Origin of the sequence: Glutamicibacter uratoxydans, assembly GCF_006539925.1 — a bacterium.
Taxonomy (GTDB): domain Bacteria; phylum Actinomycetota; class Actinomycetes; order Actinomycetales; family Micrococcaceae; genus Glutamicibacter; species Glutamicibacter uratoxydans.
Window position 1 is genome coordinate 317,093 of sequence record NZ_BJNY01000001.1, and the last position, 24,376, is coordinate 341,468.

Consider the following 24,376-nt stretch of genomic DNA (forward strand, 5'->3'; position numbering starts at 1 on the left):
GCACCGGTTTCCTGTACAACCAGCGGTCCCTTAAAATTGGATCGGTCAGAGCCCCACGTGCTTCGAGAACAATCCGCGCTTCACGCCGTCTTACTGGTCAAGTAGCACCATACAAAGGATGCAGGCCACCCCGGTAGATCGTACGCGGCTGGTCAGGATCAGCCGGAGTCGGTGTCGTATCGTAGGCATCTGCGAACCGTCCGGTGAGGTGGGGATGCCTACGGCCGAACATCCGGTGAATCGTGACGCCATGAAGTAGTCCGGATTGACCGCGCTCATCCCATGCATCGAAAAGTCTTCGAACGCAAAATCATCTACGTCGGTTGTGATTAGATGCTTAGCCCCCGAACTGGCCCGCTTAACGAAGTTCACTGCCAAGTCATTCGTGCTTTAGGCTTCGGACATGCCTAACATTCCACAGATAGAGCTAGCCAACGGCGTACAGGTCCCAGCCATCGGCCAGGGCACCTGGTACATGGGAGAAGATCCCAACATTCGCGAAGAAGAGATCGCCACGCTGCGCCGAGGCATCGAACTCGGTCTCACGCTCGTTGATACTGCGACCATGTATGGCGACGGACTAGCCGAAGAACTCGTCGGAGAGGCCATTGCCCCCTTCCGCGACGAAGTCTTCCTGGTGGACAAGGTACTGCCCTACGAAGCTTCCTATCGTGGAACCATTGAATCCTGCCAGGGCTCGCTTGAGCGTCTGGGAACCGACTTCATCGATCTCCTGCTCCTGCATTGGCCTGGTTCACATCCTCTGGAAGAAACCGTCCGCGGATTCGAGACGCTCATTGAGCGCGGCCTGATTGGTGCATGGGGCGTGAGCAATTTCGATTCCGATGAGCTTCCAGCACTTCCGTCGACTCCATTGGTCAACCAGGTCCTCTACAACCCGAGCCGCCGTGGCGTTGAATACGACCTGCTCCCAATGCATGCCGCGTCCAAACCTGCAATTACAACCATGGCCTACTCCCCTTTTGAACAAGGCCGGCTTCTGCGCCATCCTGCGCTTGAAGAGATTGCCCAAAGCCTGGACCTTCACGTCTCCCAGGTGCTCATTGCCTGGGCCATCCGCGACGGCAACACGATTGCGATTCCGAAATCCTCGTCGTTGGCCCACGTTGAGCAAAATGCGCAGGCAGCCCAGCTGAAGCTTTCAACTGATCACCTTCAGATTATTGACGAGGTATTTTCTGCGCCTCAACGCAAATCGCCGCTGGAGATGCTCTAGCTGGCTGTCGCCCACGGTAGCGTCAGATAAAAGTAGCTGAGGCAATTGTGCCGATCTTGGAGGAGGAAGCCGAATGCAGGATTTTGGACCAAAGGTTGATGCAGCATGGATTGAGCCATTCTCCTCTGGCAGCACGTTGGTAGATCTTCCTGGTTTGCGGGTTGGGATTGAAGAAGAAGCAGCTCCGGAATTCCCTGCGCAAATTCTCGAATTGCCGGGTCAAGTTCTGGCACTAGTCTCCCAAGATCTTTCAACCGACCCCTTGGTTCACAACGCCCGCAATGAATCTGACTTGCGGCGCGCCCTCATTTCGGCAGGTCTGGCAATGAACGGAGCGGACCAGCTGTTCTTCCTGAGCCCTCAGGCCTTGGAAATGCTCCGCTCAGACCCGGCGGCGCACGATGTCCGGCAGTTGCGGTCTGATGACCGGGACCTCTTCGATGACTTCACAGCACGAGCACCGGAAGCGGATCTTGACGAAGCCTACGTTGAGCTTGAACATTGGGCAGTCTTCGGCGCGTTCCACGACGGTCAGCTGGCCGCGATCGGCAGCGCCTACCCATTCAGCCGCAATGAGAGCATGGCCGATATTGGGGTCATCACCCTGCCCGACTTTCGTGGACGTGGCTTTGCCCGAAAGGTCGTACAAGCGATCTCTCTCCACATTGCCGAGCACGGCCTAGAGCCTCAATACCGCTGCCAACTGGACAATGAATCATCCCTGATTCTTGCCGCACGCTGCGGGTTCAGCCCTTTCGGCACATGGGACGTGGCACTGCCTGAGTAGGCCGGGCCAACGTCCTCCCATTCTCAGGGTCCAGCAGCAACCTCCACGAGGCTGGTGGACGAGCGTATTATTCATCTGCTGGCCTCCAAGGTAAATACCCTCGCCTACCTGCTTTACGTGTGTTCGATACTTGACCGCTGTCATCAGAAGAGTCGATTATTAGAACCATGACCGGTTCCGCTCCCCCGCCCAAATCGATTCTTCCGTCGCGGAAGAAGCAGCTCGACGATGCCGTCGCAACTTCAGAACGCGGCGGAACAGTCTTTATCGTCGGCGATATGGGTACAGGCCGGACTACATTCGGACTGCAGCTGCTAGAGCGGCTGCAACAGAAATTTCACCGGTTGATCGGCTCTCCTGCATTGAGCAAAGTGCCCTTTTCGACACTGGGCATCTTGGCTTCCCAAATTCCCGGCGACCCAATGGGAGCATCTTCAATTGAACTAGTTCAGGGAATCGGGCAAGCTACCCAGAATTCCCACGTGGCCGTTTTCCTCGACCATGCCGAGTACGTCGATGCACAGAGCGCTGCCGTCTTGAAGCAGCTGCAGGCGTCGGGAAACATTCGTTTGCTCATTTCCACTTCCTCGGTGAGATCGTTGCCGCACGACCTTCTCACCTTGTTGTCACTGCACGACTCGCTGCGCGTGGACTTGAATCCGCTCACTTTGCCCGATGCCGAGATGCTGCTTGCCGAGGTCCTTGAGGGTCAAATTAATCCGAGCGCGGCAACCGGGCTATTGGAAATGTCTACGGGGCACGCGCTTCATCTTCACGAGCTGGCATTGGATGCCAAGTCGGCCGGTGCCCTGTCCGAACACGGTGGCTATTGGACTCTGGACATGAACTGGATCCCCCGAGGCTCTCGAACCTCTGATCTCGTCGCCACCCGGCTGGGCAATCAGTCAGAAGACATTCGCGAGAGCATTGAACTACTCGCAGTGACAGGGCCTCTAGAACTCAGCATGGCCATCGAACTCATGGGCAGCAATGTATTTGATGCCGTGGAATCCGGGCTCGCCGCCCTCAACGTGATTTCGGAAAACCCAGCTACCGGCGAGCGCTTGTCGCTGGTCATGCTGGGTGCGGGTTTGTCTCCGCAGTTGGTTTTGAGCACTTTTGATGCGATGACGTTGCGTCGGCATTTGGTTGCTATTGAGCAGCGATTGCCGTGGGATCGGTTTGATGCTGAGTTTCGAAGCAGATATACCCGCCATCGGCTGGAGATGGGGTTGCCGGTTCCGAGCCAGGAGCTGCTGGCAGACACTTTGGAAGCGTCAAAGGCCAGGCGGTTTAGCCGGGTGCTTGCCTTGACTTCGATGCTTGATCGCCGCCGTGTTGATGAGTGGGAGTGTTTTCAGTCTTTGCTGGTGGCTCGGGCAGATGCATTGTATGAGCTTCGTCAGCCTGAGGCTGCGTTTGAGCTGTTGCAGCCGTATTTGGAGATGGGAGATTCTGAGCTTCGGTTTGTTGCAGCGAAGATCGTGTATGCGAGTTTGGGCCGGACTCAGGTTGCTGAGCAGATTCTTGCTCCTCGGCCGGGCGATCCTGAATCAGTGGGCGCTTACCTGCAGTTGATTAGGTCGCGGAGTAATCAGGTGGCGGATGTTGCCGCTTTGCGCGAGTTTGCTGGGTCGTCAGCGTTGAGTGCGGAGGGGCGTGCGGCGTGTTTGGCGCATGTTCTTATTGAACAGGCTTATTGCGGTCGTGCCGAGGAGTCGATGGCGGAGTTCCTTCGCTATTCCGAGGACCCGCAGTTTTCGAGGGAGCCTGCATCTGCTCGGTCTGAGCTGCTCTTTGCATTGCCTTCGCTGACTTTTGCCGTAGGGGTCGCGCCGTCTTCCATGCTTGGCGCAGCCCGTGACTTTGGAGCTGAGCAGTTGAAGCCCAATCAGGGCAATGTCATGATCAGCACCGGGTTGAGCTTGTTGGAGTGCGGTCTGGCGGTACAGGCCTTGGAGGCTTTTGAGCAGGCGTTGAGCTACTTTGCTGTGAACGATACGTACCTGCTGAAGGGGTTTGTTGCACTCTTGGCATCAAAGGCTTCGGCTTTGCTCGGCGACAGGGCCGGAGTCCTGCGTTATTTGGAGTTGTTTCGTTCAGAGCCTGATGTTTCTGGTCAGATTGTTCGGCCGGCGGCGATGGTTGGGTTGGTTTCGGTCTTGTCCTTTGCTGAGGGCCAGGACTGCGCCCTGCAGGAGTATGAGCGCCAGTTGTCCCAGGCACAGGGTTTTGGACGTCATTACTTGGTGATGAGGCTGCATTTGGAAGCTTGGCAGTGTGGGCTGTTGCAGGATGCAAGCGTGCTCTCACAGTCTGCTTCTGTGGTTCAAGGTCCGTTGGCTCGGCTTCTTGAAAGCTATGCTCCAGTGTTGTCTGATCCTACTGAGCTGTCAGCAGGAGCGGTAGTTGGCGGGCATATGGAGGCGGAGCATGTATTGCTGGCGGCGCAGTTTGCCAATAGTGCAGCGTCGCGGGCTAGAGCGCTGGGAAGGCGTTCGGTGGCGGCGCAGCTGTTGAACATGGCTGTGGAGCTGGCGCGCCCCCTCGTGGGGGTGAATACTTTTGCCCTGGGTCGCGGCCGCATTGATCCTACGGTTCTTACCGAGCGTGAATATGCTTCGTGCATCTTGGCAGCGCAGGGTGCGAGCAATCAGGCGATTTCTCAGAAGCTGTTTTTGTCTACCCGCACGGTGGAGGGGCACCTTCAGAAGTCTTATGCGAAATTGGGGATTGTTGATCGCCGGCAGTTGATTCCGTTACTGGCTTCGATGCCTGCACCGGATTCAATACCTGATTTGGGATAGGGCACTACCTATAGAGGCATTTTTCTGCGTTTGGGATGATTCTGGGAATTAGACTGGCTTTGTTCGGCCAATGCTCTGCGAAGGGGTTCTTGGGGGGATCCCAGTAGCGGTCGGGCGACGTATGGATTGATTCTTTGTTTCACTCGCATGGATTCATTGATTTCTTGACCGATACATTCAAAGTGCCAGCGTTCAGCGCTGGCACTTTGTCGTTAAGTTATGTTGCGCTACATGGCGAACCATATTCGAACTTATATTCGAATGGCGTTGTGGTTTTGGTCTAGCCCCGTGTTTTTTGAGACTTTCTGCGTAAAAATGACGCGGATTGGGGATGATTCTCGGCAAATAGGCGTCGGTGGCCGGTTGCGACCATAATGGGATGTACTAAGTCAGCAGGCTATCGACCCGCATAGCGATTGTTGAGCTGCCGCTGTTCCAGGTGGCAGTGTCCCTCATTCAGACCCCGAAAGGTACGGACCGGTGAAGCGCGCGCTTTTTGAAGAAGACCATGAACAGTTCCGCGAATTGGCTGCGGAGTTCAACTCACGAGAGATTTCCGGTAAGTACGCACAGTGGGAGAAGGACCACCAGATTCCTCGCGAGGTGTGGCGTTCTGCTGGTGAGAACGGCCTGCTGGGCTTGGCCGTGCCGGAGGAGTTCGGCGGCATGGGCATTGACGACTACCGCTTCCGCGTAGTGCTGGATGAAGAATTCGTGCGTTCGGGCCACTTGGCGGTGGCCTTGGCATTGCACCTGCATGATGACCTGGTACTGCCCTACCTCTTGGCCTACGGATCGCAGGATCTGAAGTCCCGCTGGCTCCCTCGGTTCGTTGACGGATCGACCATTACCTCCTGTGCTTTCACCGAGCCCGGAGCAGGTTCGGATCTGCGCGGCGTCCGCACCAAGGCGATGCGCGACGGCGAGGATTGGCTGATCAGCGGCCAGAAGACGTTCATCGGCAATGGCGCCCACGGCGATGCAGCACTGGTGCTTGCCCGCACCGACGGGGAAACCTCGCGGGCAGGAGCCGAGTCTTTCAGCCTGTTCCTGGTGGAACGTTCCGAGGGCTATTCGAACGGCCAGCCTTTCGACAAGATGGGGCTGCGCGCATCCGACACTGCAGAGCTGTTCTTCGACGAAGTACGAGTGTCTGATGCCGACCGCATTGGCGAGGTCGGCCAGGGACTGAGGTACGTCAAGGAGCAGCTGCCGCAGGCGCGCCTAGCTCTGGCCGTGGCAGCTTCTGCAATCTGCACCGCGGCGTTTGAGCAGGCCCATGAGCATGCCTCGAATCGTTCAACTTTCGGCCAGGCGCTGACCGAGTACCAGAACACGCGTTTTGAACTTGCCGATCTGAAGACTGAGTCGCATGTCACCCAGTCATTTGTCGATCGTGCGGTGCTGGCGTTCAACGACGGCGAACTGAGCGAATCAGAAGCAGCGGAGGTCAAGCTTTGGGCTAGTGAAAGCGCGAAAAGGCTCACGGACCGGGCACTGCAGCTGCATGGCGGCTACGGCTACATCATGGAGTACCCGATCGCCCAATCCTTCACCGCTTCACGCCTGCTGACCATCTTCGGTGGCACAAGTGAGATCATGCGTGAAACTATTGGACGAGCACTCTAAGCACTTTTGAAAGGACTCGATCACGTGCCTATCCGGCAGATCACCGTTTACGGAGAACCAGTACTGCACCGCCGCGCGCTGGAGGTGACCGAGTTCGACGACGAGCTGCGCCAGCTGGTCGCCGACATGCACGTCACCATGGACGCCGCACATGGCGTGGGTCTGGCCGCGCCGCAGATCGGCATCGGGCTGCGCTTGTTCACCTACGTCTACGCGGACCAGAATGACGCACCGGAACGCGGCGTGGTGATCAACCCGAAGCTGACCCTGTCCAAGGTGTCCCAGGCTCCTGCAGACGTCGACGAGGAGTCTGAGGGCTGCTTGTCGGTGCCAGGCCTGAACTATCCGCTCAAGCGCGCGGACTATGCCAAGGTTGAAGGCTTCGACGAGTTCGGCAATCCTGTCTCCTTCGAGGCCCATGGGTGGTTTGCGCGCATCATGCAGCACGAGTACGACCACCTGGACGGCTTCCTGTATGTGGACAAGCTGCAGCCGCGCTGGGACAAGCGGTGGAACAAGGCAAAGAAGTCGCTGGGATGGGGCGTGCCGGGCAATACCTGGCTGCCGGGCACCGATGAGGATCCGTTCGGCCACTAGGTCCTGAAACCCAGATACCGCTGATGCAGCGCCGCACCGAGTCGATCGGTTGGCGCTGCATCTGCATTCCAAGGACCGGCAGCCCGGCCTTGGCGCAGCCAGAAGGCTTTGACCATTCCGTTGCTGCCAGGGCCGATCTGTGAGCGCACAGCATCATCGGCCACGGGGCTCCGGTCGGCATAGGACAGGTAGTACTCGTCGAAGGGCCCGAGCAGCCGCAACGGCAGCTGCCCCAGACTGTGCTGTTTCTGCGCCTCCCAGAGTTCCGTCTGGCTGGCGGCGGCGTAGAGCTCTTCGCCACGTTCGTTGTGCGCCGCGGCGGCGAGCTGGTCTCCCAGCTGGGCAATTGCCTGCCGAATGCTGGTCAGCGTCTGCCCGGTGTACCACGCGATGTCCCTGGCGCTGGCGGGAGCATGCCCGCCCAGATAGCGCATGACCAATTCTTGGATCGGATAGGCCACCGTGCGCGGGTGCTTGATCCAGGCATCTGCCAGCACAAAGTTCTGCGCGCTGAGCCCGGATGCCGCAGGGACCGGGCCTAGGCACATCAAGCCGTCCAGTACTGCCGCCATGAGCAGATGGTAGCCGCGCTGGGCTTCGACGTTGACCCCGTGATCCGCAAGCTGCCGCAGCAGTTCGCTCCGGCTCGCGCAGCCGTGCTCCTGCAGGTGCTCGCCGATGATTTTTTCGGCGCGGCCACTATCTGTGGCGGTGATGCCCAGCTTTCCGCGCTGGGAAGCCAGGGCTGCCACGGTGCGTTCCCGTGTCGCGGCGATCAGCCAATGGAAGTCTTCTGCCGCGCAGATATGCAGTGTCCCGCGCATCGTCCATGCTCGGACGATGGCGCCTGCGTTGAATTCGGCGTCAACCTCAGCACGAGTGCATTGCTTAGAGGCCCGCTGCGCCACCGCGTACCTCCCGGCGGCAAGGTCTTGGGACTGGACTGCCAGCATCCTGCTGACGGCGGCGCTGATGGTTCCTGCCGGTTCTATCAGCAGCTGGCTGCGCATCCGCCACTGCAGCAGCCCGGACACCTCGTTGCGGCTCGTCATCCCCGCCCCCTGCTATTCGGAGGCCAGCCATTGGCGCAGCGCACGCTCAAGCCATTCCTGCCGGCCGAGCACCTGGGCTGAAACCACCAGGCACCGCCGGTTGACCTTGAATTGGTAGAACCCTTCCAAGGGAAGGACGTACACCGTCTCCAGCCCGGCATCGAAGGCCTGGTCCATCACGGCGCCCAGTGATCGCCAATTGACCAGCCGGCGCTGGGACAAGACCTGGTCATACCATTGTTCGAAGGCCGCCATGTTGACCGCTTCTTCCGGGGAACCGGAGGGCCACAGCCAAGGGGTAGGTTCCCCGTCGGCCATCGCCTGTGAAAATGGCTCACTCTTCTGGTTCGTCCCCGGCACGGCGGCCGCTTCGCCGCTGCTGGCAGACCAAGCCTGGAGCCACAGCCTTCTCCACATCGCGCTCAGCGCATGGACGTGTTCTTCAGCGGCGGGAAGGAGCTGTTCCGGGCCCGGCGCTGGGTGAAGAGCGGGCAGCTGGATATCGTTGGCCAGCGATTTGATTTCCCGCACGTACAGCAGGAGGAACATCGGATAGTCGACGTCATTGACAACAATGCCGCGGTGCATACTCATAGCGGCTTGTCCTTGATCCACTGCGCCAAGGCGGTGCGGAACTGCTGCGCGTCATCCAGTGTGCCCAAGGTGGTCACCAGGTGGCCCTCGCCTAGGCGCAGGGAAATCTGTCCCTGCCATGGCAGTGCTGTCACGTGCTTGAGTCCGCGTTCCCAGGCGGCGATGATCACCGGCTCGACCTGCTCGTGATGTGCGGCCTGCAGCAGCTGCCGGCCAGAAGATTCGTGGATGTGCTGTTCCCAGCCTTCGAAGGCCTCCTGGTCGAACCCGGAGACGCCGAATTCAGCCCGCCAGAATTCGGGGTATCTTCCGGTGCCGCTGCCGGTAGACAGGATGGCAGTGCCGGGCACCCGGAATTGGCCAGCGACCTGTGCGTTCCATACCTGTTTCCACTTCTTTTTCCACCGCACTTCCCAGAGGAACTTCTCAGGGTCGCAGGGAAGTTTCGAGGCCCCGGTCTGGGGCAGCGGATCCAACCCGGGCAGTGCAATGTCCGCGGCGATGCCCCACGCCCTGCGCAGGTACAGCAGCTCAAGAATGTGGTGTGGCAGCCCATCGAGCTGAAGAGACATCGATTGCGGCCATGACGACGGATGAATTGAACCTTCCGGAATTCTCATTGGCCGCCCCGCCTTCGCCTCGCACCGTTACAGCTTGTTGTGGCCGAGTATTCCATCACTATCAACCCGCTGACAAGGGGGTGCTTAAAGCGATGGACCCCAACCTTGCGGTTGGGGTCCTTCGCTTTGGCTCTAGCGAACGCTTAGGCGTTGACAGCCTCGGCCTTCAGTGCTGGAACAGCTGCTGGGTGGGTGCCGGCGATGGTTTCGATCACGCGGACTACCTGGCAGGAGTAGCCGAACTCGTTGTCGTACCAAACGTAGACGACGGCGTTCTTGCCGGAAACGATGGTGGCAAGACCATCGACGATGCCGGCGCGGCGCGAGCCGACGAAGTCGGTGGAGACAACCTCAGGCGAATCGATGTAGTCGATCTGCTTGTGCAGGCTGGAGGTCAGCGAGGTCTCGCGCAGGAAGTCGTTCAGCTCTTCCTTGGTGGTCTCGTTCTCCAGGTTCAGGTTCAAGATCGCCATGGAGACATCCGGGGTTGGTACGCGGATGGCGTTGCCGGTCAGCTTGCCAGCGAACTCCGGAAGGGCCTTGGCAACAGCCTTGGCAGCACCGGTCTCGGTGAGCACCATGTTCAGCGCCGCCGAACGGCCGCGGCGCTCGCCCTTGTGGAAGTTGTCGATCAGGTTCTGATCGTTGGTGAACGAGTGAACGGTCTCAACATGGCCGTGGGAAACGCCGAACTTGTCGTTCAGGGCCTTCAGGACCGGGGTAATGGCGTTGGTGGTGCAAGATGCTGCGGAGAGGATCTTGTCATCTGCGGTGATCCAGGAATCGTTGATGCCGTGGACGATGTTCTTCAGGTCGCCCTTGCCCGGTGCGGTCAGCAGAACGCGGGAAACGCCCTTGGCTTCGAGGTGCTTGGACAGGCCAGCCTCGTCGCGCCAGATGCCGGTGTTGTCAACGACAATCGCGTTGTCGATGCCGAATTCGGTGTAGTCGACGGTGGATGGGTCGTTCGAGTAGATGACCTGGATCAGGGTGCCATTGGCGAGGATGGTGTTGTTTTCCTCGTCAACGGTGATCGAGCCGTCGAATTTGCCGTGCACCGAGTCGCGGCGCAGCAGCGAAGCGCGCTTGACCAGGTCGTTGGCTGCGCCCTTACGGACGACGATGGCACGCAGGCGCAGGCCGTAGCCGCCGCGCTCGATGAGGATGCGGGCCAGCAGGCGGCCGATGCGGCCAAAGCCGTAGAGGACGACGTCCTGTGGCTCAGCGTCGGTGGCGCCAGCCTGGCCGACCTTTTCGCCCAGCTCAGCTGCGACGAACTCCTTCAGGTCTGCAGCGCCGGATTCGACGAACTTCTTGTTCAGTCGACCCAGGTCAACAGAAACAGAACCGACGTTCAGCTCTTCGACAACGTCCAGAATTGCCTTGGTGGCGTTCAGATCCAGCTCGGCACCTTCGATGCGGCGCACAATGCGGTGTGCCTTGATGATGTCGATAGCGGACTGGTTGATCAGCTTGCGGCCGTAGATCGAGGTCACCACGTTGTTCTTGCGGTTAAGACGTCCGATCTGTGGAATCATGGCCTCGGCGAGCTCTTCGCGCCCGCTCCATTCTTCCTGGGCAACGACAGACTGCTGGGTCACAGAGAATCCTTCCAATTCAGCCGGCTCGCAGATCCATGAAGCCGGTTGGCACCGAGAGAAGCACCATTGCTTTTGCGGTGGCACGGGGTAGCAGGATCATCCCCGTAAGTACGTCTTCTATTCTAGTCGGTGCTGTGATTTTACGGAGAGCGATTATTGTGAATCATCTCACCGTGACAATGTGATGAATGGGATGGCCGATACGCCGGGTTTTGTCCCGTCCAAGACGGTGACGGTCATCTATCTACGACTGCCGTTGCCGACAGCCTCTAGCGGTCCACCCGACTGCTGGGGCGAACAGCCCTCATGACGCAGTCTGTCTGACCTTGCTCCGAGTGGGGTTTACCTAGCCATCCTGGTCACCCAGGATGCTGGTGGTCTCTTACACCACCCTTTCACCCTTACCAGGAAGCCTGGCGGTTTACTTTCTGTGGCACTAGCCTGCGGGTTACCCCGAGTGGGCGTTACCCACCACCCAGTTCTGTGGAGCCCGGACGTTCCTCGGGACAATTACTTGCCACGCGACCGTCTAGCCATCCCATTCGCTTCCATTCTAATGCGTTGACAGGCGGTACCGCGCACACCGCGTGCAGGGTCGCTCACATCTTCGGCGGGTAGAAGTAGTCTTCCAGCAGCCGCAGCCAGATTTCACTGATCGTCGGATAAGCCGGCACCGCATGCCACAGGCGCTGCAGCGGCACTTGGCCCACGATGGCAATGGTGGCCGCATGCAGCAGCTCAGCCGCGTCCTGCCCCACGAAGGTTGCGCCGAGAAGCACCGAACGCGAGGTGTCCACTACCAGGCAAGCCCGGCCCGCATAGCAATCGGCGTGCAGGCTGGCTCCAGCCACGGCTCCCAGATCGTGTTCGACCACCACAACATCGAAGCCATGGTCCTTTGCCTGCGTGGAGGTCAGGCCCACCGCGGCAACCTGCGGGTCGCTGAACACCACACGCGGCACGGCAACATGGTCCGCGCTGGCCACGGCTGCGGACCATGACGCGGTGTCCGCGGCTCCGCCGTTCAGCCGTGCCGCGATCGCAGCGGCCGCGGCCCTGGCCTGGTATTTGCCTTGGTGGGTGAGCAGGCTGCGGGAGTTCGCATCGCCCACCGCATACAGCCAGTCGGTGCCGGGCACCAGCAGCGTATCGTCGACCTGGCGCAGCAACTCCGGATCCATCCCAAGCGCTTCGAGACCCAGATCGGCAGTGTTTGCGCGGCGGCCGGTGGCCACCAGGATTTGCTCCGCGTGCAGCACCTGCCCGTCGGCGAGCGCTGCTTGGACGATCCCCTGTTTGTCCCGGTCCACTCTCACCGGCGTCGTATCGAGGTGTACCTGGACGCCATGGGAGCGCAGCGATTCGGCCACCAGCTGCCCGGCAAAAGGTTCTTCTGCGCTCAGCAGCTTTCCTCGGGCGAGAATCGTAACCGTGGATGGGAGGGAGGCATAGGCTGCTGCCATTTCAACGCCTGCCACGCCGCCTCCGATGATGATCAGCCGCGGCGGCGCTTGCTGGGCCGAGGTGGCGTCGCGGGTATCCCAGGGTTGGGCTTCTGCCAGGCCCGGGATCGGCGGAAGCACCGGTCGTGAGCCGGTGGCGACGACGATGGCCCGGGCCGTGTGGACCGCGCCGGCAATGCTGACCTTGCCAGGCCCTGCCAGTCGTCCGTACCCGCGCAGCAGGGTGATGCCGGCAGAGCGGAGCCACTCTACTTGGCCGGCGTCCTTCCAGCCGCTGGTGAAGTAGTCGCGCCGTGTGAACACTGCTGCGGCGTCGATGGCTCCGGTGGCTGCCTGCTGTGCACCGGGCACCCGGCGCGCGGCGTCCAACACCTGACCGCTGCGCAGCAGCGCCTTGGAGGGCATGCAGGCCCAGTAGGAGCATTCTCCGCCCACCAATTCTGATTCCACGATGGCGGCGCTCAGGCCTGCGCGGACGCAGTAGTCGGCGACGTTTTCCCCAGCCGGCCCGGCGCCCAGCACGATCACGTCAAAGTCGGTGTTTTCAGGATCTGGATTCGGCATCTGCACTCCTAGGCTCAGTGGTTTCTTCGGTACTCGAACCTGCCTTCAGCGTAGTGAGCCGGATGCCGCTGGTACAGGGGCAGGCTGCCTCTGGCAGGTGTTCTTCGGCTAAAGTCGCAGGGCCGGAAGATATGCTTGAAGGCGTGCTTATTTTGCTGCCCCCATCAGAAGGTAAAACCGCCCACGCCCATGGTGCGCCGTTTGACATCAATGCGCTGGGCTTTGCGCAGCTGAGCGAGGACCGCCAATTGGTCTTGGAATCGCTGGCGGAAATCTCCGCCCGCCCGGACGCCATGGAGCTGCTGGGCGTCGGCGCTTCCCTGGCCCAAGAAGTCAGCCGAAATATTTCTCTGCACACCGAGCCTGCGGCCCAGGCCCATGATGTCTACTCGGGCGTCCTCTTCGAAGCCTTAGGTTATTCATCCCTGGACGCCGCCGCCCAGCAGCGCGCGGATGACAGCGTCATTGTCATCTCTGCGCTGTGGGGAGCTGTGCGCTTCTGCGATCGCATTCCGCCGTACCGTTTGTCCATGTCGGTGAAGCTTGAACCGCTGGGAAAGCTGGCCAGCTGGTGGAAAAAGCGCCTGACTCCAGTACTGGATGAGGCCGCCGGAGACCAGCTGATCATCGATGCCCGGTCGAGCACCTATGCTGCCGCCTATAAGCCGAAGAACGGCAACACCGTAGCGGTCAATGTCTTCCAGCTGCGCAACGGCGTTCCTAAGGTCGTGTCCCATTTCGCCAAGCACACCCGCGGGGAGGTGGCCCGATTCCTGCTGCAGCAGGACACGGAGCCTGCTTCGCCGCAGGAGCTGCTTGATCTGGTCAGCACGCGCTGGGATGCCAGCCTGGTCCAGGACAAGAAGGGCACGGCACTGAACATCCTGCTGCCCGAGGACCACAAGTTCACGACGGTGAACAAGTCACAGGTGGACACAGCCGCCTAGGACCGGATGGCAAAGCACGCCCTGCTCCGGGATTTTTCCCAGAGCATGGCGTGCTTTCTAGTTCTACTGCTTGTCGTCCCGTGCCACCAGTTCGATTTCAAATCCCGAAGGATCTGCAAGATAGGCGGCATAGTGCTGCGCTCCCCCGGCGAATGGATGCAGCTGGGGGAAGAGCAGTTCAAAGCCCCGCTGCACCGCCTGCCCCGCCAGGTGCTCGACGTCTTCCCGGCTGCCAGCGGTGAAGGCCAGGTGGTTCAAGCCCGGCCGGCAGCGTTCATGGCGCGCTGGAAGAACATCCGGGCCGGATTCGAGCACGATGTAGAAGTCGGCGCACCGGTAGCTGGTGCCCTGCGGCCACGTCGAGTCGATCTCGAAGCCCAGCTGTGTCAGCAGCCAGCCCAGGGTCGAGGTGCTGGCGGCCAGATCGGCGACCCATAGTTCAATGTGGTGGAGCATGCGCACCTGCCGCTATGGGGTGAGGACGAAATCCCACGGGTCGGAATTCACCTGGGACACCTCGACCTGCACCTCATGCCCCAAATCGCGCAGCACGTTCTCCAAGGCCTTGGCGCCGGCAGACAGCCAGACCCATTCCGAGGCGAAATGCGAGACGTCGATCAGGTAGGGGAAGCCTCCATTGGCCGCTTCCTTCGCTTCGCTGGCCGGGTGGTGGCGCAGATCGGCAGTCACATAGACGTCAGCCTGGTGGCTTCGCACCGAGTCGAAGAGGGAGTCGCCTGCTCCCCCGCACAATGCCACCTTGCGCACCAGTCCGTGCTTGTCGCCTGCCACGCGCACCCCGCCGGCCACTGCGGGCAGAACGGTGAAGACCCTTTGGGCAAAGTCTTCAAGCTTCATCGGCTTCTCAAGGAACCCGACTCGGCCCAGTCCCTCTTCGGGCAGGCCGTCCTTGGATTCAACCAGCGGAACACAGTCCTTGAGCCCGAAGGCGTCGGCGAGCGCATCGTTGACACCGCCGATGGCACTGTCGGCATTGGTGTGGGCCGTGAGCAGTGCGGTGCCGGTTTCAATCAGCCGGTGGATCGCTTCGCCCTTGAAATTCGTGGTTGCCACCTGCGTCACTCCGCGCAGCAGCAGCGGGTGATGCGTGATCAGCAGATCAGCGTCGCGGGAAATCGCGTCTTCTATCACTTCGAGCGTCGGGTCGACGGCGAAGATTATCTTCTTGATTTCCTGACCCGTGCGGCCTGTCACCAGTCCGACGGCATCCCAGTCTTCGGCCAAGGACTTTGGCCAGAGTTCCTCCGCTGCTTCGAGCACGTTGCCTAATGTGGCAGCAGTCTGCGTCGAGTCCTCAACAAGTGGCTCGGCAACGGGGTCGCCGACCGGCTTGAGCGCAGCAGGTTCCGCAGAAGACTGCGTCTTCTGTAGATCTTGCGAGTTATTTGCCTTGCTCTGCATACTCCAAGACTACGTGCTGGCTGTGTCTATGGAACAGAATGCAACGCCGCAACGTTATGAACACTGTGAGTACTCTCAGCATTCAATCCCCGCATCATTTCACCCCGTCATTGGACGTCGACGGGAAGCAGCTGACCACGTTCGTCTTGGCGGGCGGCTGCTTCTGGTGCCTGGACGCCGTCTACCAGCGCACTAAGGGCGTCGCCGCGGTGATTTCCGGCTATATCGGCGGGCACACCAAGGATCCGAACTACCGGGAGGTCTGCACCGGTACGACCGGCCATGCGGAAGCGACCACCGTCATCTTCGACCAGGACGTTGTTCCCGCAGAGGTCATTTTGGACATGTTCTTCACGGTGCACGATCCGACGACGCTCAACCGCCAGGGATACGACGTGGGCACCCAGTATCGTTCGGCAATGTTCCCGCTCGATGAGCACCAGCGTGAGCAGTTCACCGCGGCCTTGGAAAAGTTCGGCGCAATATATCCCAATCCGCTGGTGACGACAATTGAGGAGTCGAAAGATTTCTACCCAGCAGAGCAAATACATCAGGATTATTACTCTGAGAACCCAGATGTCGGTTATTGCCGCGTCATCATCGACCCAAAGCTCGCAAAGATCAGGAAATATTACGCTGAATGGCTAAACGAGGGCTGAGCCCGAATTCCGGATACTAGGGTTAGATACGAACCAATCGGAGAGCCCGGGCCACCGCCGGGGCTCCTCCACAAGAATCACCTCGCTTCTTCCAAGCGAGGGCGCTAAGCCACGTAAGGATTGCATTCAAGATGGGCAAGATCTACAACAACGTCACCGAGGTCGTCGGCGGCACCCCACTGGTCAAGTTGAACCGCCTCGCTGAGGGCCTGCCAGGCAACGTCGCCGTCAAGTTGGAGTTCTACAACCCGGCCAACTCGGTCAAGGACCGCATTGGTGTAGCAATCGTCAACGCCGCCGAGGCATCCGGCGCGCTGAAGCCAGGCGGCACCATCGTCGAAGGCACCTCCGGCAACACCGGCATCGCCCTGGCCATGGTCGGCGCAGCCCGCGGCTACAAGGTCATCCTGACCATGCCTGAGACCATGTCCACCGAGCGTCGCGTTATGCTGCGCGCCTTCGGTGCGGAAATCGTGCTGACCCCGGGCGCCGACGGCATGCGCGGTGCAGTGGAGAAGGCCAAGGAGATCGTGGCCACCACCGAGAACGCCATCTGGGCACAGCAGTTCACCAACGTGGCCAACCCACAGGTGCACGCAGACACCACCGGCCCTGAGATCTGGGAAGACACCGAGGGCAAGGTCGACGTTCTGGTTGCAGGCATCGGCACCGGCGGCACCATCACTGGCGCCGGCCGCTACCTGAAGGAACAGAACGCCAACCTGCAGATCGTTGCAGTGGAGCCCAAGGATTCGCCGATCCTCAACGGCGGCAAGCCAGGCCCGCACAAGATCCAGGGCCTGGGCGCGAACTTCATCCCTGAGGTTCTGGACACCGAGCTCTACGACGAAGTGCTGGACGCAGGCTTGGAAGAATCTGTAGCCACCGCCCGTGCACTGGGCGTGAAGGAAGGCATCCTCGGCGGCATTTCCGCCGGCGCAGCCGTCTGGGGCGCACTGCAGATCGCAGCCCGCGAAGAAAACGCCGGCAAGCAGATCGTCGCTATCGTTCCAGACTTCGGCGAACGCTACATTTCTACCCTGCTCTTCGACGACATTCGCGGCTAGCAGTCCCTGCAGGGCGCAGAATTATGAAAATAATCCGCCCTGCAGAGAATAAATCGGCGCGAGCCACCGTTGGGACTTATGAGAACCCCTCGGTGCAGCTCGCGCCGATTTGTTGTGTGACTACTCAATATTCCGCACATGTTGCGACCAACCATTAAGGTAGTACTCATGAGTTTTTTCTCCCGGCTACGTGAAGACCTCGCCAATGCGCGAACGCACGATCCAGCTGCCCGCAGCGATGTCGAGAACTTCTTCGTGTATTCCGGCCTGCATGCGATCTGGCTTCACCGGCTGGCCCACAAGATGTGGCAGAACCCGTCGCTGAAGTGGCCTGCACGCCTGCTCTCCCAGGCCAATCGGGCCATCACCGGCATCGAAATCCATCCCGGGGCGACCATCGGACGCCGCTTCTTCATCGACCACGGGATGGGCATCGTGATCGGCGAGACCGCTGAGATTGGCGATGACGTCATGCTGTATCACGGTGTGACCCTCGGCGGGCGCTCACTGGCCAAGGTCAAGCGCCACCCGACCATCGGCGACCGCGTGGTCATCGGCGCCGGAGCCAAGGTGCTCGGCCCGATCTACATCGGGGCCGATTCGGCGGTGGGTGCAAATGCTGTGGTCGTCAAGGACGCTCCAGAAGGCTCGATCGTCACCGGCATTCCTGCGCAGAACCGTCCGCGCAAGCCGGAAGAACGCCAGCCTGCGGTCGACCCAGCCGAGTACATCGACCCGGCCATGTGGATCTAATCGGTGAACCTATTTTGGAGGGCGCTTCCCGCTGTGGAGGCGCCCTCCATTCTTGGTTAAGGGCATAGTTTCTCGGACTGCTTCCCTTTTGGATCCCCTGATGCGACTCAATTGGCAGACCGCTGGGGGCTCGATCTGGGAGCCCTCAACATCACGGTGCACCTGCTCTTCGGTGCCCGAGACCAGGTGCATTCGCCCGATCACGGAGCGGTTCTTGCCTCGCGGATTCCCGGCGCCGACCGCCAGGTGCTTCCCGAGGCCGGCGGGGCGCTGCTGTGGACCCACCCGGACGTGGTCTTCGACGCCGCCGGCATCTAGCTCCATAGCACTTAAACTAAGAAAGAGACGCACAATTGTGCGTCTCTTTCTTGTCAGCTAGATGCTTTAGGCCAGTGCGCCGGAACCGGTTTCGGTGCCGTCGGCCAGTTCGACGATCTCGTCTTCTGGATCCTGTGCCTGGGTGCCCAGGTTGCCGCGGGTCAGCTTGTTCATGATCATCGCCAAGGCGCCATCGCCGGTCACGTTGGTGGCGGTGCCGAAGGAGTCAAGCGCGATGTAGGCGGCGAACATTAGACCCACCTCGACCTCGCCGAAGTGCAGCATCTGCACCAGCAGGCCGGCGGCCGCTGCGATCGCGCCGCCAGGGACGCCAGGAGCGGCGACCATCATGACGCCGAGCATCAGGATGAATGGGAAGTAGGCGCCGAAGGAGACGTCCCCGCCGGTCAGCAGCAGCACGGCGATGGAGAAGCAGGTGATCTTCACCATCGAGCCGGAGAGGTGGATGGTGGCGCACAGCGGCACCACGAATCCTGCCACCGCGTCGGAGACCTTGTTCTTCTTGGTGGAAGCCAGGGTCACCGGGATGGTTGCGGCCGAGGATGAGGTGCCCAGCGCGGTGAAGTAGGCGTCGCGCATGTTCCACAGCGACTTGAGCGGGTTCTGCTTGTTCATTGCGCCGGCAATGGAGTACTGCACCAGCAGCACGACCAGGGTCAGCACGAAGGAGACCACGGCAACCAGCAGGAACTTGGTGATCACGGTGACTGCCGAGCCGCTGGCCGACAGGTCCATGAAGATGCCGAAGATGAACAGCGGCAGCGCCGGAACCACGATGCGGCGGATGACAGCTTCGATGATTGTGCGGAATTCGACCACGCCGCGGAACAGCACCTTGGAGTGGAAGGAGGTGATGCCCACGCCGATGATGAAGGCGAGCACCAGTGCCGACATCACATCCAGGACCGGAGGCATGACGATTTCGGTGGCCGAATCTCCGGCCGCCTTGACCAGAGTGATGTATGGTTCGAAGCCAGATGCTTCGCCCTCGCCGATGGCTTCGACGCCGCCGCCGGACAGCGGAGCGGTGAACAGCCAGCGCGAGACGAAGTAGGCCAGCAGGCCAGCGGCGATGGTGGAGCCGTAGGCGATCAGCGCGGTGATGCCCAGCCACTTGCCAGCGCCCTTGCCAAGTTCGGCGATAGCCGGAGCTACCAGGCCGAAGATGATCAGCGGAACCACGAAGCCCAGGAAGCCGGAGAAAATCGAGTTATAGGTCAGGAATGCGCTTCCGAGCCATAGGGGCATGACCGGACCAAGCAGGATTCCCAGCACGATGGCCAGGATGATCCAACCAAGCAGGGGAACGGATTTCAGCAGCTTCATGGAGCTCCTTATGGGTACGAGTTCTGAGAGCGTCTTATCGCGGCTGCGGGTTGTGTCGCAGCGCACGACTTGTCCATGATATGCGTAACCTGCGTTACACCGAAATCCTATGAGCGCACAATGAATCGCCAAAAAATGAAGCAAATGTTTCTTATAGAGGCTGTACTCCGCGTCGACGATTCCATAGTGAAGGAACACACTGGTCAGAAGCGGCCTTAGCGGTTCTACGGTTTAACCGAATATTTGCCTGCTGTTCGCCGACGGCCGCCGGAAAAAATTTTCCTCTACCGATCCATCGCTTACAGGATCTGGGCGGCTTGGCAAACTTGTGGCAGCCGTGCGGCCGGGCAGGAGTCGGCTGGTCGCGCAATTCCCTGCCGATCTGGGACTCGGCGCAAATTGTTCACCACCGCGGCGCGGCGCATTGCGTAGGCTTGGAACCATGAGCCAGCACCCAGCCGACACCCATGACACCATCCGCGTCCGCCAAGCCAGGGAAAACAACCTCAAAGGCGTCGACGTCGACATTCCCAAGCGCCGCATCACCGCATTCACCGGAGTGTCCGGCTCCGGCAAGTCTTCATTGGTCTTCGGCACCATCGCCGCCGAATCCCAGCGCCTGATCAACGAAACCTACACGTCGTTCGTCCAGACCTTCATGCCCTCCATGCCGCGGCCCGATGTCGAAGTGCTGGAGAACCTGTCGGCTGCCATCGTGGTGGACCAGGAGCGCATGGGCGCAAACTCCCGCTCCACCGTGGGCACCGCCACCGACGCCTACTCCCTGCTGCGCGTGCTCTACTCCCGCTACTCCACGCCCAGTGCCGGCGGGGCCGGGGCTTACTCCTTCAACCTGGGCGAAGGGGCCTGTCCCACCTGCGAAGGGTTCGGCACCGAAGCTAGCATCGACCTGGACGAACTGCTCAACTGGGACAAGACCCTGAATGAGGGAGCGATCAACGCCCCGAACTTCGCCCCCGGCGCCTGGCTCTGGCAGACGCTGACCGCCGGCACCCAGGCAGACCTGGACGTGAAGCTCAGGGACATGCCCAAGGACATGCTGGACCGGCTGCTCTATGCCGAGGCGGGCAAGGTCAAGCTCAACGGCGCCAACATGAGCTACTCCGGGCTGATCACCCGCATCAAAACCACCTACATCCACTCCGGCCGCGAGATCAAGCAGGCGCACATCCGCGACTGGATCGCCCGCATCTCCACCACCGCCCCCTGTTCGGCCTGCGGCGGCTCGCGCCTGGGCGAAAAGGCCCGCGCCTCGAAGCTGGCAGGACTGGGCATCGCAGACATGACGGCGCTGCAGGTCTCCGACCTGCTGGAGGTGCTGGGCGGCGTGCACATCCCGGCCGCAGGCCCGCTGCTGGCCAACCTGAGCGCGGTCCTCGAAGCAATGGTGCAGATCGGCCTCGGCTACATTTCCCTGGACCGCCCGGCTGGCACGCTTTCCGGCGGCGAGGCGCAGCGCGTGAAGATGATCCGCCACTTAGGCAGCGCCCTGTCCGATGTCACCTACGTGTTCGACGAACCGACCATCGGCCTGCACCCGCACGACATCACCCGCATGAACCACCTGCTGGCCGACCTGCGCGACAAGGGCAACACGGTGCTGGTGGTCGAGCACAAGCCGGAGGTCATCAAGATCGCCGACCACGTCATCGACCTGGGCCCCGGGGCCGGCGTGCACGGCGGCACCCTGATGTATTCGGGCGACGTGGCAGGCCTGCTGGAATCCGAAACCGCCACCGGCAGGCACTTCTCCACCCGGATCCCGCTCAAGGACTCGGTGCGCGCACCTCAGGCGCCGCTGGAAATCCGCGGGGCCAGCCTGCACAACCTGAAGAACGTCAGCGTGGACATCCCGACCGGGGTGCTGTGCGCCGTCACCGGCGTGGCAGGCTCCGGCAAGTCCTCGCTGATCCACTCCACCATCGCCAAGCGCGAGGACGTCGCCGTGGTGGACCAGTCCCCCATCCGCGGCTCGCGCCGCTCCAACCCTGCCACCTACACCGGACTGCTGGACCCCATCCGCGCCGCCTTCGCCAAGGCCAACGGCGTCAAGCCGGCGCTGTTCAGCGCCAACTCCGAGGGCGCGTGCGAGCACTGCGGCGGCGTCGGCTTCACCTACACCGACCTGGTGTCCATGGCAGGGGTGGCGCTGCCCTGCGAAATCTGCGAAGGCAAGCGCTACAAGCCCGAGGTGCTCGCCTACACCCTGGACGGCCTGAACATCGCAGAAGTCTTGGACCTGAGCATCGAGCAGGCCCTGGGACAGCTGAAAATCAAGAAGGCAGCCGCCCTGCTTGAGCGGCTGAACCAGGTGGGCCTGGGCTACCTGAAGCTCGGCCAGCCGCTGAACACCCTCTCCGGCGGCGAGCGCCAGCGCCTGAAGCTGGCCATCAACCTCGGCAAGGGTGCCGGAACCTATGTGCTGGACGAACCGACCACCGGCCTGCACCTTGCGGACGTCCAGCGCCTGCTGGCGCTGCTGGATGAAATGGTCGACGAGGGCAACACCGTGATCGTGATCGAACACCACCTTGCGGTCATCGCGCACGCCGACTGGGTCATCGACCTGGGCCCCGGCGCAGGTCACGACGGCGGCAGCGTCGTCTTTGAGGGAACCCCCGCCCAGCTGGCGGCGGCCGGCTCGCTCACCGGTGTGCACCTGAGCCAGTACGTGGAAGGGAACTAGCATGGGCGTGGACCTGCGCACCCCTGGACCAGACGACGCCCAGGCGCTGGCAGACCTGCACTGGCTCACCTGGCAGCAGACCTACACGAGCCTGCTGCCTGCAGGATATTTCAGCGAACAGAACTATGCTGCCCGCCTGGCTTTCTGGAACCGCGCGCTCGCCGACGACAACCCGGCCCTGCGGCTTAAGGTGGCGCAGGATGATTCGGGAGCGCTGCTCGGCTTTGGCTTCGCCGGCCCGCCCAATGCCCACCGCGGCGCGGTGCATGCCGCCGGCCTGCAGCTCTACAGCCTGTATGTGCTCTCGGAGCACCACGGCACCGGCCTGGGCCAGCGGCTGCTCGACGAGGTGCTCGGCGGCGATCCGGCGGTGCTGTGGGTCGCCAAGGAGAATCCCCGGGCCATCGCGTTCTACCTGCGCAACGGCTTCGAGTTCGACGGCGAGGAAGTCAGCGACCCGCACGCCCCGGAGATCATCGACGCCCGGATGGTACGCGGCGCCTAGTGCCTGCTCCACCCGCGCGCCGGACGGCGTCTGCTAGCGGTGGGCAGCGTCGGCGCCAAGATGGATCAGCGCGCCGGCATGTTCCAGGTCCAGTGTGCTGCCGGGCCTATGCGGTGCGCCGGCATAGAGCTGATAGCTTTCGCCCTCTTTCAGCTTCCCGCTGGTGACGTGCAGCTGGTTGACGGATCTGCCCACCGGCAGCGAGGCGATGACCGTCGAGGCAGAGTCGAGTACCAGCACGGATGTGCCGATCGGCGGCGCGGCATCGAAGTGCGCGTCAATGGTGTTCTGTCCCGTATCCGGCCACAGAACCGGTGCCTCGTCCTGGGGCCCGGCCACCGCCAGCACCGCATCGTTGATGCTGATCTTGCCGGGAGCCCGCAGCACTTGGCCGATGGCCGCGTCAGCGGCTGCCACCACAATCTGCCCGCCTTCCAGGCTGATGTCTCCATCGCTGTCGATGGCTGTGGCTGCCTTGAAGATTGACATGTCCCCGCCGCTTACGGTGGCCGAGGCCTGCGGCACTGCAGGGGCGGCGTCCTTGTTCTTGAGCACCGCGCCGGCGGTTCGGGACAGCTGCTGTTGCGCGACGATGCCTTGCTTGTCAGCGAAGATGCTTTGATGGCCGCCGGAAATCTGGATGGCGGGGCTGTGCAGGCCCTGCATCGATTCGCTGATCAGCAGGCTGCCCGAGCTGATCTCCAGCTTGCCGGCCGCGAAAATGCCGCTGGCTGATGCGGAGATGCTCAGCTGCCCGGCATATTGGTGGAACCATCCAGTGGGCTGCGCCGTGGTGCCTGCGGCATGAATCGCGTTCGCGGCGGAGGTAAGTGCATAGTTTCCGCCGAGCATGGCGACGTATTTTTGGCCCGAGAGCCCGTCGCCGGCGGCCCTGAGCGTCACCTTCCCGCCGGCCAGCAGTAGGCCTTGGGCGCTGCGGATGCCTTCGCCGTACTCCGCGCTGACATCCAGTGCCCCGCTGCCGGTGATTGCCAAGTTCGCCAGCGAGGACAGCACCGCCTCCTGCACGGCCGGCTGGTTGCTGGCGGCATGCGCGCTGTGGGACAGGGAATTGCTGCTTCCTTCTGCCAGTTCGAGTACCACCTTGCTGGCGTGCTGGATCTTCACCGCAGGGCCTTGGACGGACTCGATGCGCAGCCCGTCGAAGACCAGCTTGACCGGGGTGCCGTCTGCTGCGTCGACCCGCAACTGGCCCGCGCGCAGCGAACCGCTGATCCTGTAGGTTCCGCCGCGGGTAATGGTGACGGTGTTTCCCGTGTTGCGGACGGAGTCGGCCAGCTGCCCGTGGGCGGTGGTGCCGTCATTGCGCAGGGCAATGCTGGTTTCCGGCCCAGAAGCCGCAGCCAAGTCCGCCGGCACGAATCCGGTGTCTTCCTTGACCTTGCCCAGCGGAACAAAGCTGTGGTCAGGCGATTCGATCGTCAGCGCTTCGCTTTGCACAGTGTTGCTGCCGGTGACGTCTGCGACGGTCTGCGCCGGATCTGAAACACAGCCCGCCAGTGACAGGGCGAGCACCAGCGCTGCCGCTGCCAGTGCGGCCCTAAGGCGGGAGGTCGAACGCACGGAATATTCCTTGTCGCGGGTGGACGAATTTCTTGGACTATTCCATCTTCTGGCGGGCTGCTGTGGTGCCCCTGTTTGCCCTGCGTGTTCTATATATGAATCCGATCAACTCTTCA

Annotated in this window: 21 protein-coding genes and 1 other RNA gene; 12 read left to right on the top strand and 10 right to left on the bottom strand. The window is 61.5% G+C overall.

What is annotated here, in order from left to right:
- Positions 1–403: 403 nt before the first annotated feature.
- From AUR04nite_RS01650 to def, 5 genes are all read left to right on the top strand, one after another.
- Positions 404–1,237, top strand: a complete 834-nt coding sequence (locus AUR04nite_RS01650) for an aldo/keto reductase (protein WP_141361275.1) — start codon at positions 404–406, stop codon at positions 1,235–1,237.
- A gap of 73 nt (positions 1,238–1,310) precedes the next feature.
- Positions 1,311–2,024, top strand: coding sequence for a GNAT family N-acetyltransferase (locus AUR04nite_RS01655; protein ID WP_141361277.1), 714 nt, complete (start codon positions 1,311–1,313; stop codon positions 2,022–2,024).
- 167 nt (positions 2,025–2,191) lie between these two features.
- Positions 2,192–4,831 (top strand): helix-turn-helix transcriptional regulator, encoded by a 2,640-nt coding sequence (locus AUR04nite_RS01660; RefSeq protein WP_141361279.1) that lies wholly within the window; start codon positions 2,192–2,194, stop codon positions 4,829–4,831.
- Positions 4,832–5,311: 480 nt separating this feature from the next.
- A complete protein-coding gene (locus tag AUR04nite_RS01665) occupies positions 5,312–6,460 on the top strand; it encodes an acyl-CoA dehydrogenase family protein (protein ID WP_141361281.1) in 1,149 nt (382 codons plus the stop codon).
- 24 nt (positions 6,461–6,484) lie between these two features.
- Positions 6,485–7,057 carry a peptide deformylase gene (gene def / locus AUR04nite_RS01670; RefSeq protein ID WP_141361283.1) on the top strand — a complete coding sequence of 191 codons (573 nt, stop codon included), beginning with the start codon at positions 6,485–6,487 and terminating at the stop codon, positions 7,055–7,057.
- Here the strand turns inward: def and AUR04nite_RS01675 are convergent.
- The 6 genes from AUR04nite_RS01675 to AUR04nite_RS01700 form a co-directional block, all read right to left on the bottom strand.
- Positions 7,054–8,109, bottom strand: a complete 1,056-nt coding sequence (locus tag AUR04nite_RS01675) for a winged helix DNA-binding domain-containing protein (protein ID WP_141361285.1) — start codon at positions 8,107–8,109, stop codon at positions 7,054–7,056. The genes def and AUR04nite_RS01675 overlap by 4 nt on opposite strands.
- A gap of 12 nt (positions 8,110–8,121) precedes the next feature.
- Entirely contained in the window at positions 8,122–8,703 is a 582-nt protein-coding gene (locus AUR04nite_RS01680; RefSeq protein WP_141361286.1) for a hypothetical protein, read from the bottom strand.
- Positions 8,700–9,275: a hypothetical protein gene (locus tag AUR04nite_RS01685; protein WP_141361288.1), complete on the bottom strand. Its 576-nt coding sequence runs from the start codon at positions 9,273–9,275 to the stop codon at positions 8,700–8,702. Before AUR04nite_RS01685 ends, AUR04nite_RS01680 begins: the two co-directional genes overlap by 4 nt.
- A 191-nt stretch (positions 9,276–9,466) precedes the next feature.
- Positions 9,467–10,924 carry a glyceraldehyde-3-phosphate dehydrogenase gene (locus AUR04nite_RS01690; protein ID WP_141361290.1) on the bottom strand — a complete coding sequence of 486 codons (1,458 nt, stop codon included), beginning with the start codon at positions 10,922–10,924 and terminating at the stop codon, positions 9,467–9,469.
- Between the two features lie 185 nt (positions 10,925–11,109).
- Positions 11,110–11,465: RNase P RNA component class A (rnpB, locus tag AUR04nite_RS01695), an RNA gene on the bottom strand.
- Between the two features lie 58 nt (positions 11,466–11,523).
- Complete coding sequence (locus AUR04nite_RS01700; protein ID WP_141361292.1) at positions 11,524–12,951, bottom strand: dihydrolipoyl dehydrogenase family protein; 1,428 nt, start codon at positions 12,949–12,951, stop codon at positions 11,524–11,526.
- Positions 12,952–13,094: 143 nt separating this feature from the next.
- Here AUR04nite_RS01700 and AUR04nite_RS01705 point away from each other — a divergent pair, with 143 nt between their 5' ends.
- Positions 13,095–13,898 carry a YaaA family protein gene (locus tag AUR04nite_RS01705; protein ID WP_141361294.1) on the top strand — a complete coding sequence of 268 codons (804 nt, stop codon included), beginning with the start codon at positions 13,095–13,097 and terminating at the stop codon, positions 13,896–13,898.
- 63 nt (positions 13,899–13,961) lie between these two features.
- Here the strand turns inward: AUR04nite_RS01705 and AUR04nite_RS01710 are convergent, their stop codons facing one another.
- Together AUR04nite_RS01710 and AUR04nite_RS01715 are read right to left on the bottom strand one after the other, a co-directional pair.
- Complete coding sequence (locus AUR04nite_RS01710; RefSeq protein ID WP_141361296.1) at positions 13,962–14,354, bottom strand: VOC family protein; 393 nt, start codon at positions 14,352–14,354, stop codon at positions 13,962–13,964.
- 12 nt (positions 14,355–14,366) lie between these two features.
- Positions 14,367–15,320, bottom strand: a complete 954-nt coding sequence (locus AUR04nite_RS01715; RefSeq protein ID WP_141361298.1) for a Nif3-like dinuclear metal center hexameric protein — start codon at positions 15,318–15,320, stop codon at positions 14,367–14,369.
- Between the two features lie 131 nt (positions 15,321–15,451).
- Here AUR04nite_RS01715 and msrA point away from each other — a divergent pair, with 131 nt between their 5' ends.
- From msrA to AUR04nite_RS01735, 4 genes are all read left to right on the top strand, one after another.
- Positions 15,452–15,979 carry a peptide-methionine (S)-S-oxide reductase MsrA gene (gene msrA, locus AUR04nite_RS01720; RefSeq protein ID WP_141361376.1) on the top strand — a complete coding sequence of 176 codons (528 nt, stop codon included), beginning with the start codon at positions 15,452–15,454 and terminating at the stop codon, positions 15,977–15,979.
- Between the two features lie 131 nt (positions 15,980–16,110).
- Positions 16,111–17,046 (top strand): cysteine synthase A, encoded by a 936-nt coding sequence (gene cysK / locus AUR04nite_RS01725; protein ID WP_141361300.1) that lies wholly within the window; start codon positions 16,111–16,113, stop codon positions 17,044–17,046.
- Between the two features lie 168 nt (positions 17,047–17,214).
- Entirely contained in the window at positions 17,215–17,799 is a 585-nt protein-coding gene (gene epsC / locus AUR04nite_RS01730) for a serine O-acetyltransferase EpsC (RefSeq protein ID WP_141361302.1), read from the top strand.
- A gap of 111 nt (positions 17,800–17,910) precedes the next feature.
- A complete protein-coding gene (locus tag AUR04nite_RS01735) occupies positions 17,911–18,117 on the top strand; it encodes an alpha/beta fold hydrolase (protein WP_141361304.1) in 207 nt (68 codons plus the stop codon).
- Between the two features lie 66 nt (positions 18,118–18,183).
- Here AUR04nite_RS01735 and AUR04nite_RS01740 read toward each other — a convergent pair whose 3' ends face one another.
- On the bottom strand, positions 18,184–19,464 hold the full coding sequence (locus AUR04nite_RS01740) for a dicarboxylate/amino acid:cation symporter (protein WP_141361305.1): 1,281 nt from the start codon (positions 19,462–19,464) through the stop codon (positions 18,184–18,186).
- Between the two features lie 442 nt (positions 19,465–19,906).
- Between AUR04nite_RS01740 and AUR04nite_RS01745 the strand changes: the two genes are divergently transcribed.
- Positions 19,907–22,171 carry an ATP-binding cassette domain-containing protein gene (locus AUR04nite_RS01745; RefSeq protein WP_141361307.1) on the top strand — a complete coding sequence of 755 codons (2,265 nt, stop codon included), beginning with the start codon at positions 19,907–19,909 and terminating at the stop codon, positions 22,169–22,171.
- Position 22,172: 1 nt separating this feature from the next.
- On the top strand, positions 22,173–22,676 hold the full coding sequence (locus tag AUR04nite_RS01750) for a GNAT family N-acetyltransferase (RefSeq protein ID WP_141361309.1): 504 nt from the start codon (positions 22,173–22,175) through the stop codon (positions 22,674–22,676).
- Positions 22,677–22,709: 33 nt separating this feature from the next.
- Here the strand turns inward: AUR04nite_RS01750 and AUR04nite_RS01755 are convergent, their stop codons facing one another.
- The gene (locus AUR04nite_RS01755) at positions 22,710–24,260 is read right to left on the bottom strand and encodes a carbohydrate-binding domain-containing protein (protein ID WP_170184037.1); all 1,551 of its coding nucleotides are present in this window, start codon (positions 24,258–24,260) and stop codon (positions 22,710–22,712) included.
- Between the last annotated feature and the right edge of the window lie 116 nt (positions 24,261–24,376).

What these genes read in the sequence shown, in the direction of transcription:
- AUR04nite_RS01700 (WP_141361292.1), bottom strand. Translation starts at nt 12,951, where the DNA reads ATGCCGAATCCAGATCCTGAAAACACCGACTTTGACGTGATCGTGCTG.
- AUR04nite_RS01655 (WP_141361277.1), top strand. Translation starts at nt 1,311, where the DNA reads ATGCAGGATTTTGGACCAAAGGTTGATGCAGCATGGATTGAGCCATTC.
- AUR04nite_RS01675 (WP_141361285.1), bottom strand. Translation starts at nt 8,109, where the DNA reads ATGACGAGCCGCAACGAGGTGTCCGGGCTGCTGCAGTGGCGGATGCGC.
- AUR04nite_RS01660 (WP_141361279.1), top strand. Translation starts at nt 2,192, where the DNA reads ATGACCGGTTCCGCTCCCCCGCCCAAATCGATTCTTCCGTCGCGGAAG.
- AUR04nite_RS01750 (WP_141361309.1), top strand. Translation starts at nt 22,173, where the DNA reads ATGGGCGTGGACCTGCGCACCCCTGGACCAGACGACGCCCAGGCGCTG.
- AUR04nite_RS01715 (WP_141361298.1), bottom strand. Translation starts at nt 15,320, where the DNA reads ATGCAGAGCAAGGCAAATAACTCGCAAGATCTACAGAAGACGCAGTCT.
- AUR04nite_RS01650 (WP_141361275.1), top strand. Translation starts at nt 404, where the DNA reads ATGCCTAACATTCCACAGATAGAGCTAGCCAACGGCGTACAGGTCCCA.
- AUR04nite_RS01740 (WP_141361305.1), bottom strand. Translation starts at nt 19,464, where the DNA reads ATGAAGCTGCTGAAATCCGTTCCCCTGCTTGGTTGGATCATCCTGGCC.
- AUR04nite_RS01745 (WP_141361307.1), top strand. Translation starts at nt 19,907, where the DNA reads ATGAGCCAGCACCCAGCCGACACCCATGACACCATCCGCGTCCGCCAA.
- AUR04nite_RS01680 (WP_141361286.1), bottom strand. Translation starts at nt 8,703, where the DNA reads ATGAGTATGCACCGCGGCATTGTTGTCAATGACGTCGACTATCCGATG.
- AUR04nite_RS01710 (WP_141361296.1), bottom strand. Translation starts at nt 14,354, where the DNA reads ATGCTCCACCACATTGAACTATGGGTCGCCGATCTGGCCGCCAGCACC.
- cysK (WP_141361300.1), top strand. Translation starts at nt 16,111, where the DNA reads ATGGGCAAGATCTACAACAACGTCACCGAGGTCGTCGGCGGCACCCCA.
- epsC (WP_141361302.1), top strand. Translation starts at nt 17,215, where the DNA reads ATGAGTTTTTTCTCCCGGCTACGTGAAGACCTCGCCAATGCGCGAACG.
- AUR04nite_RS01685 (WP_141361288.1), bottom strand. Translation starts at nt 9,275, where the DNA reads ATGTCTCTTCAGCTCGATGGGCTGCCACACCACATTCTTGAGCTGCTG.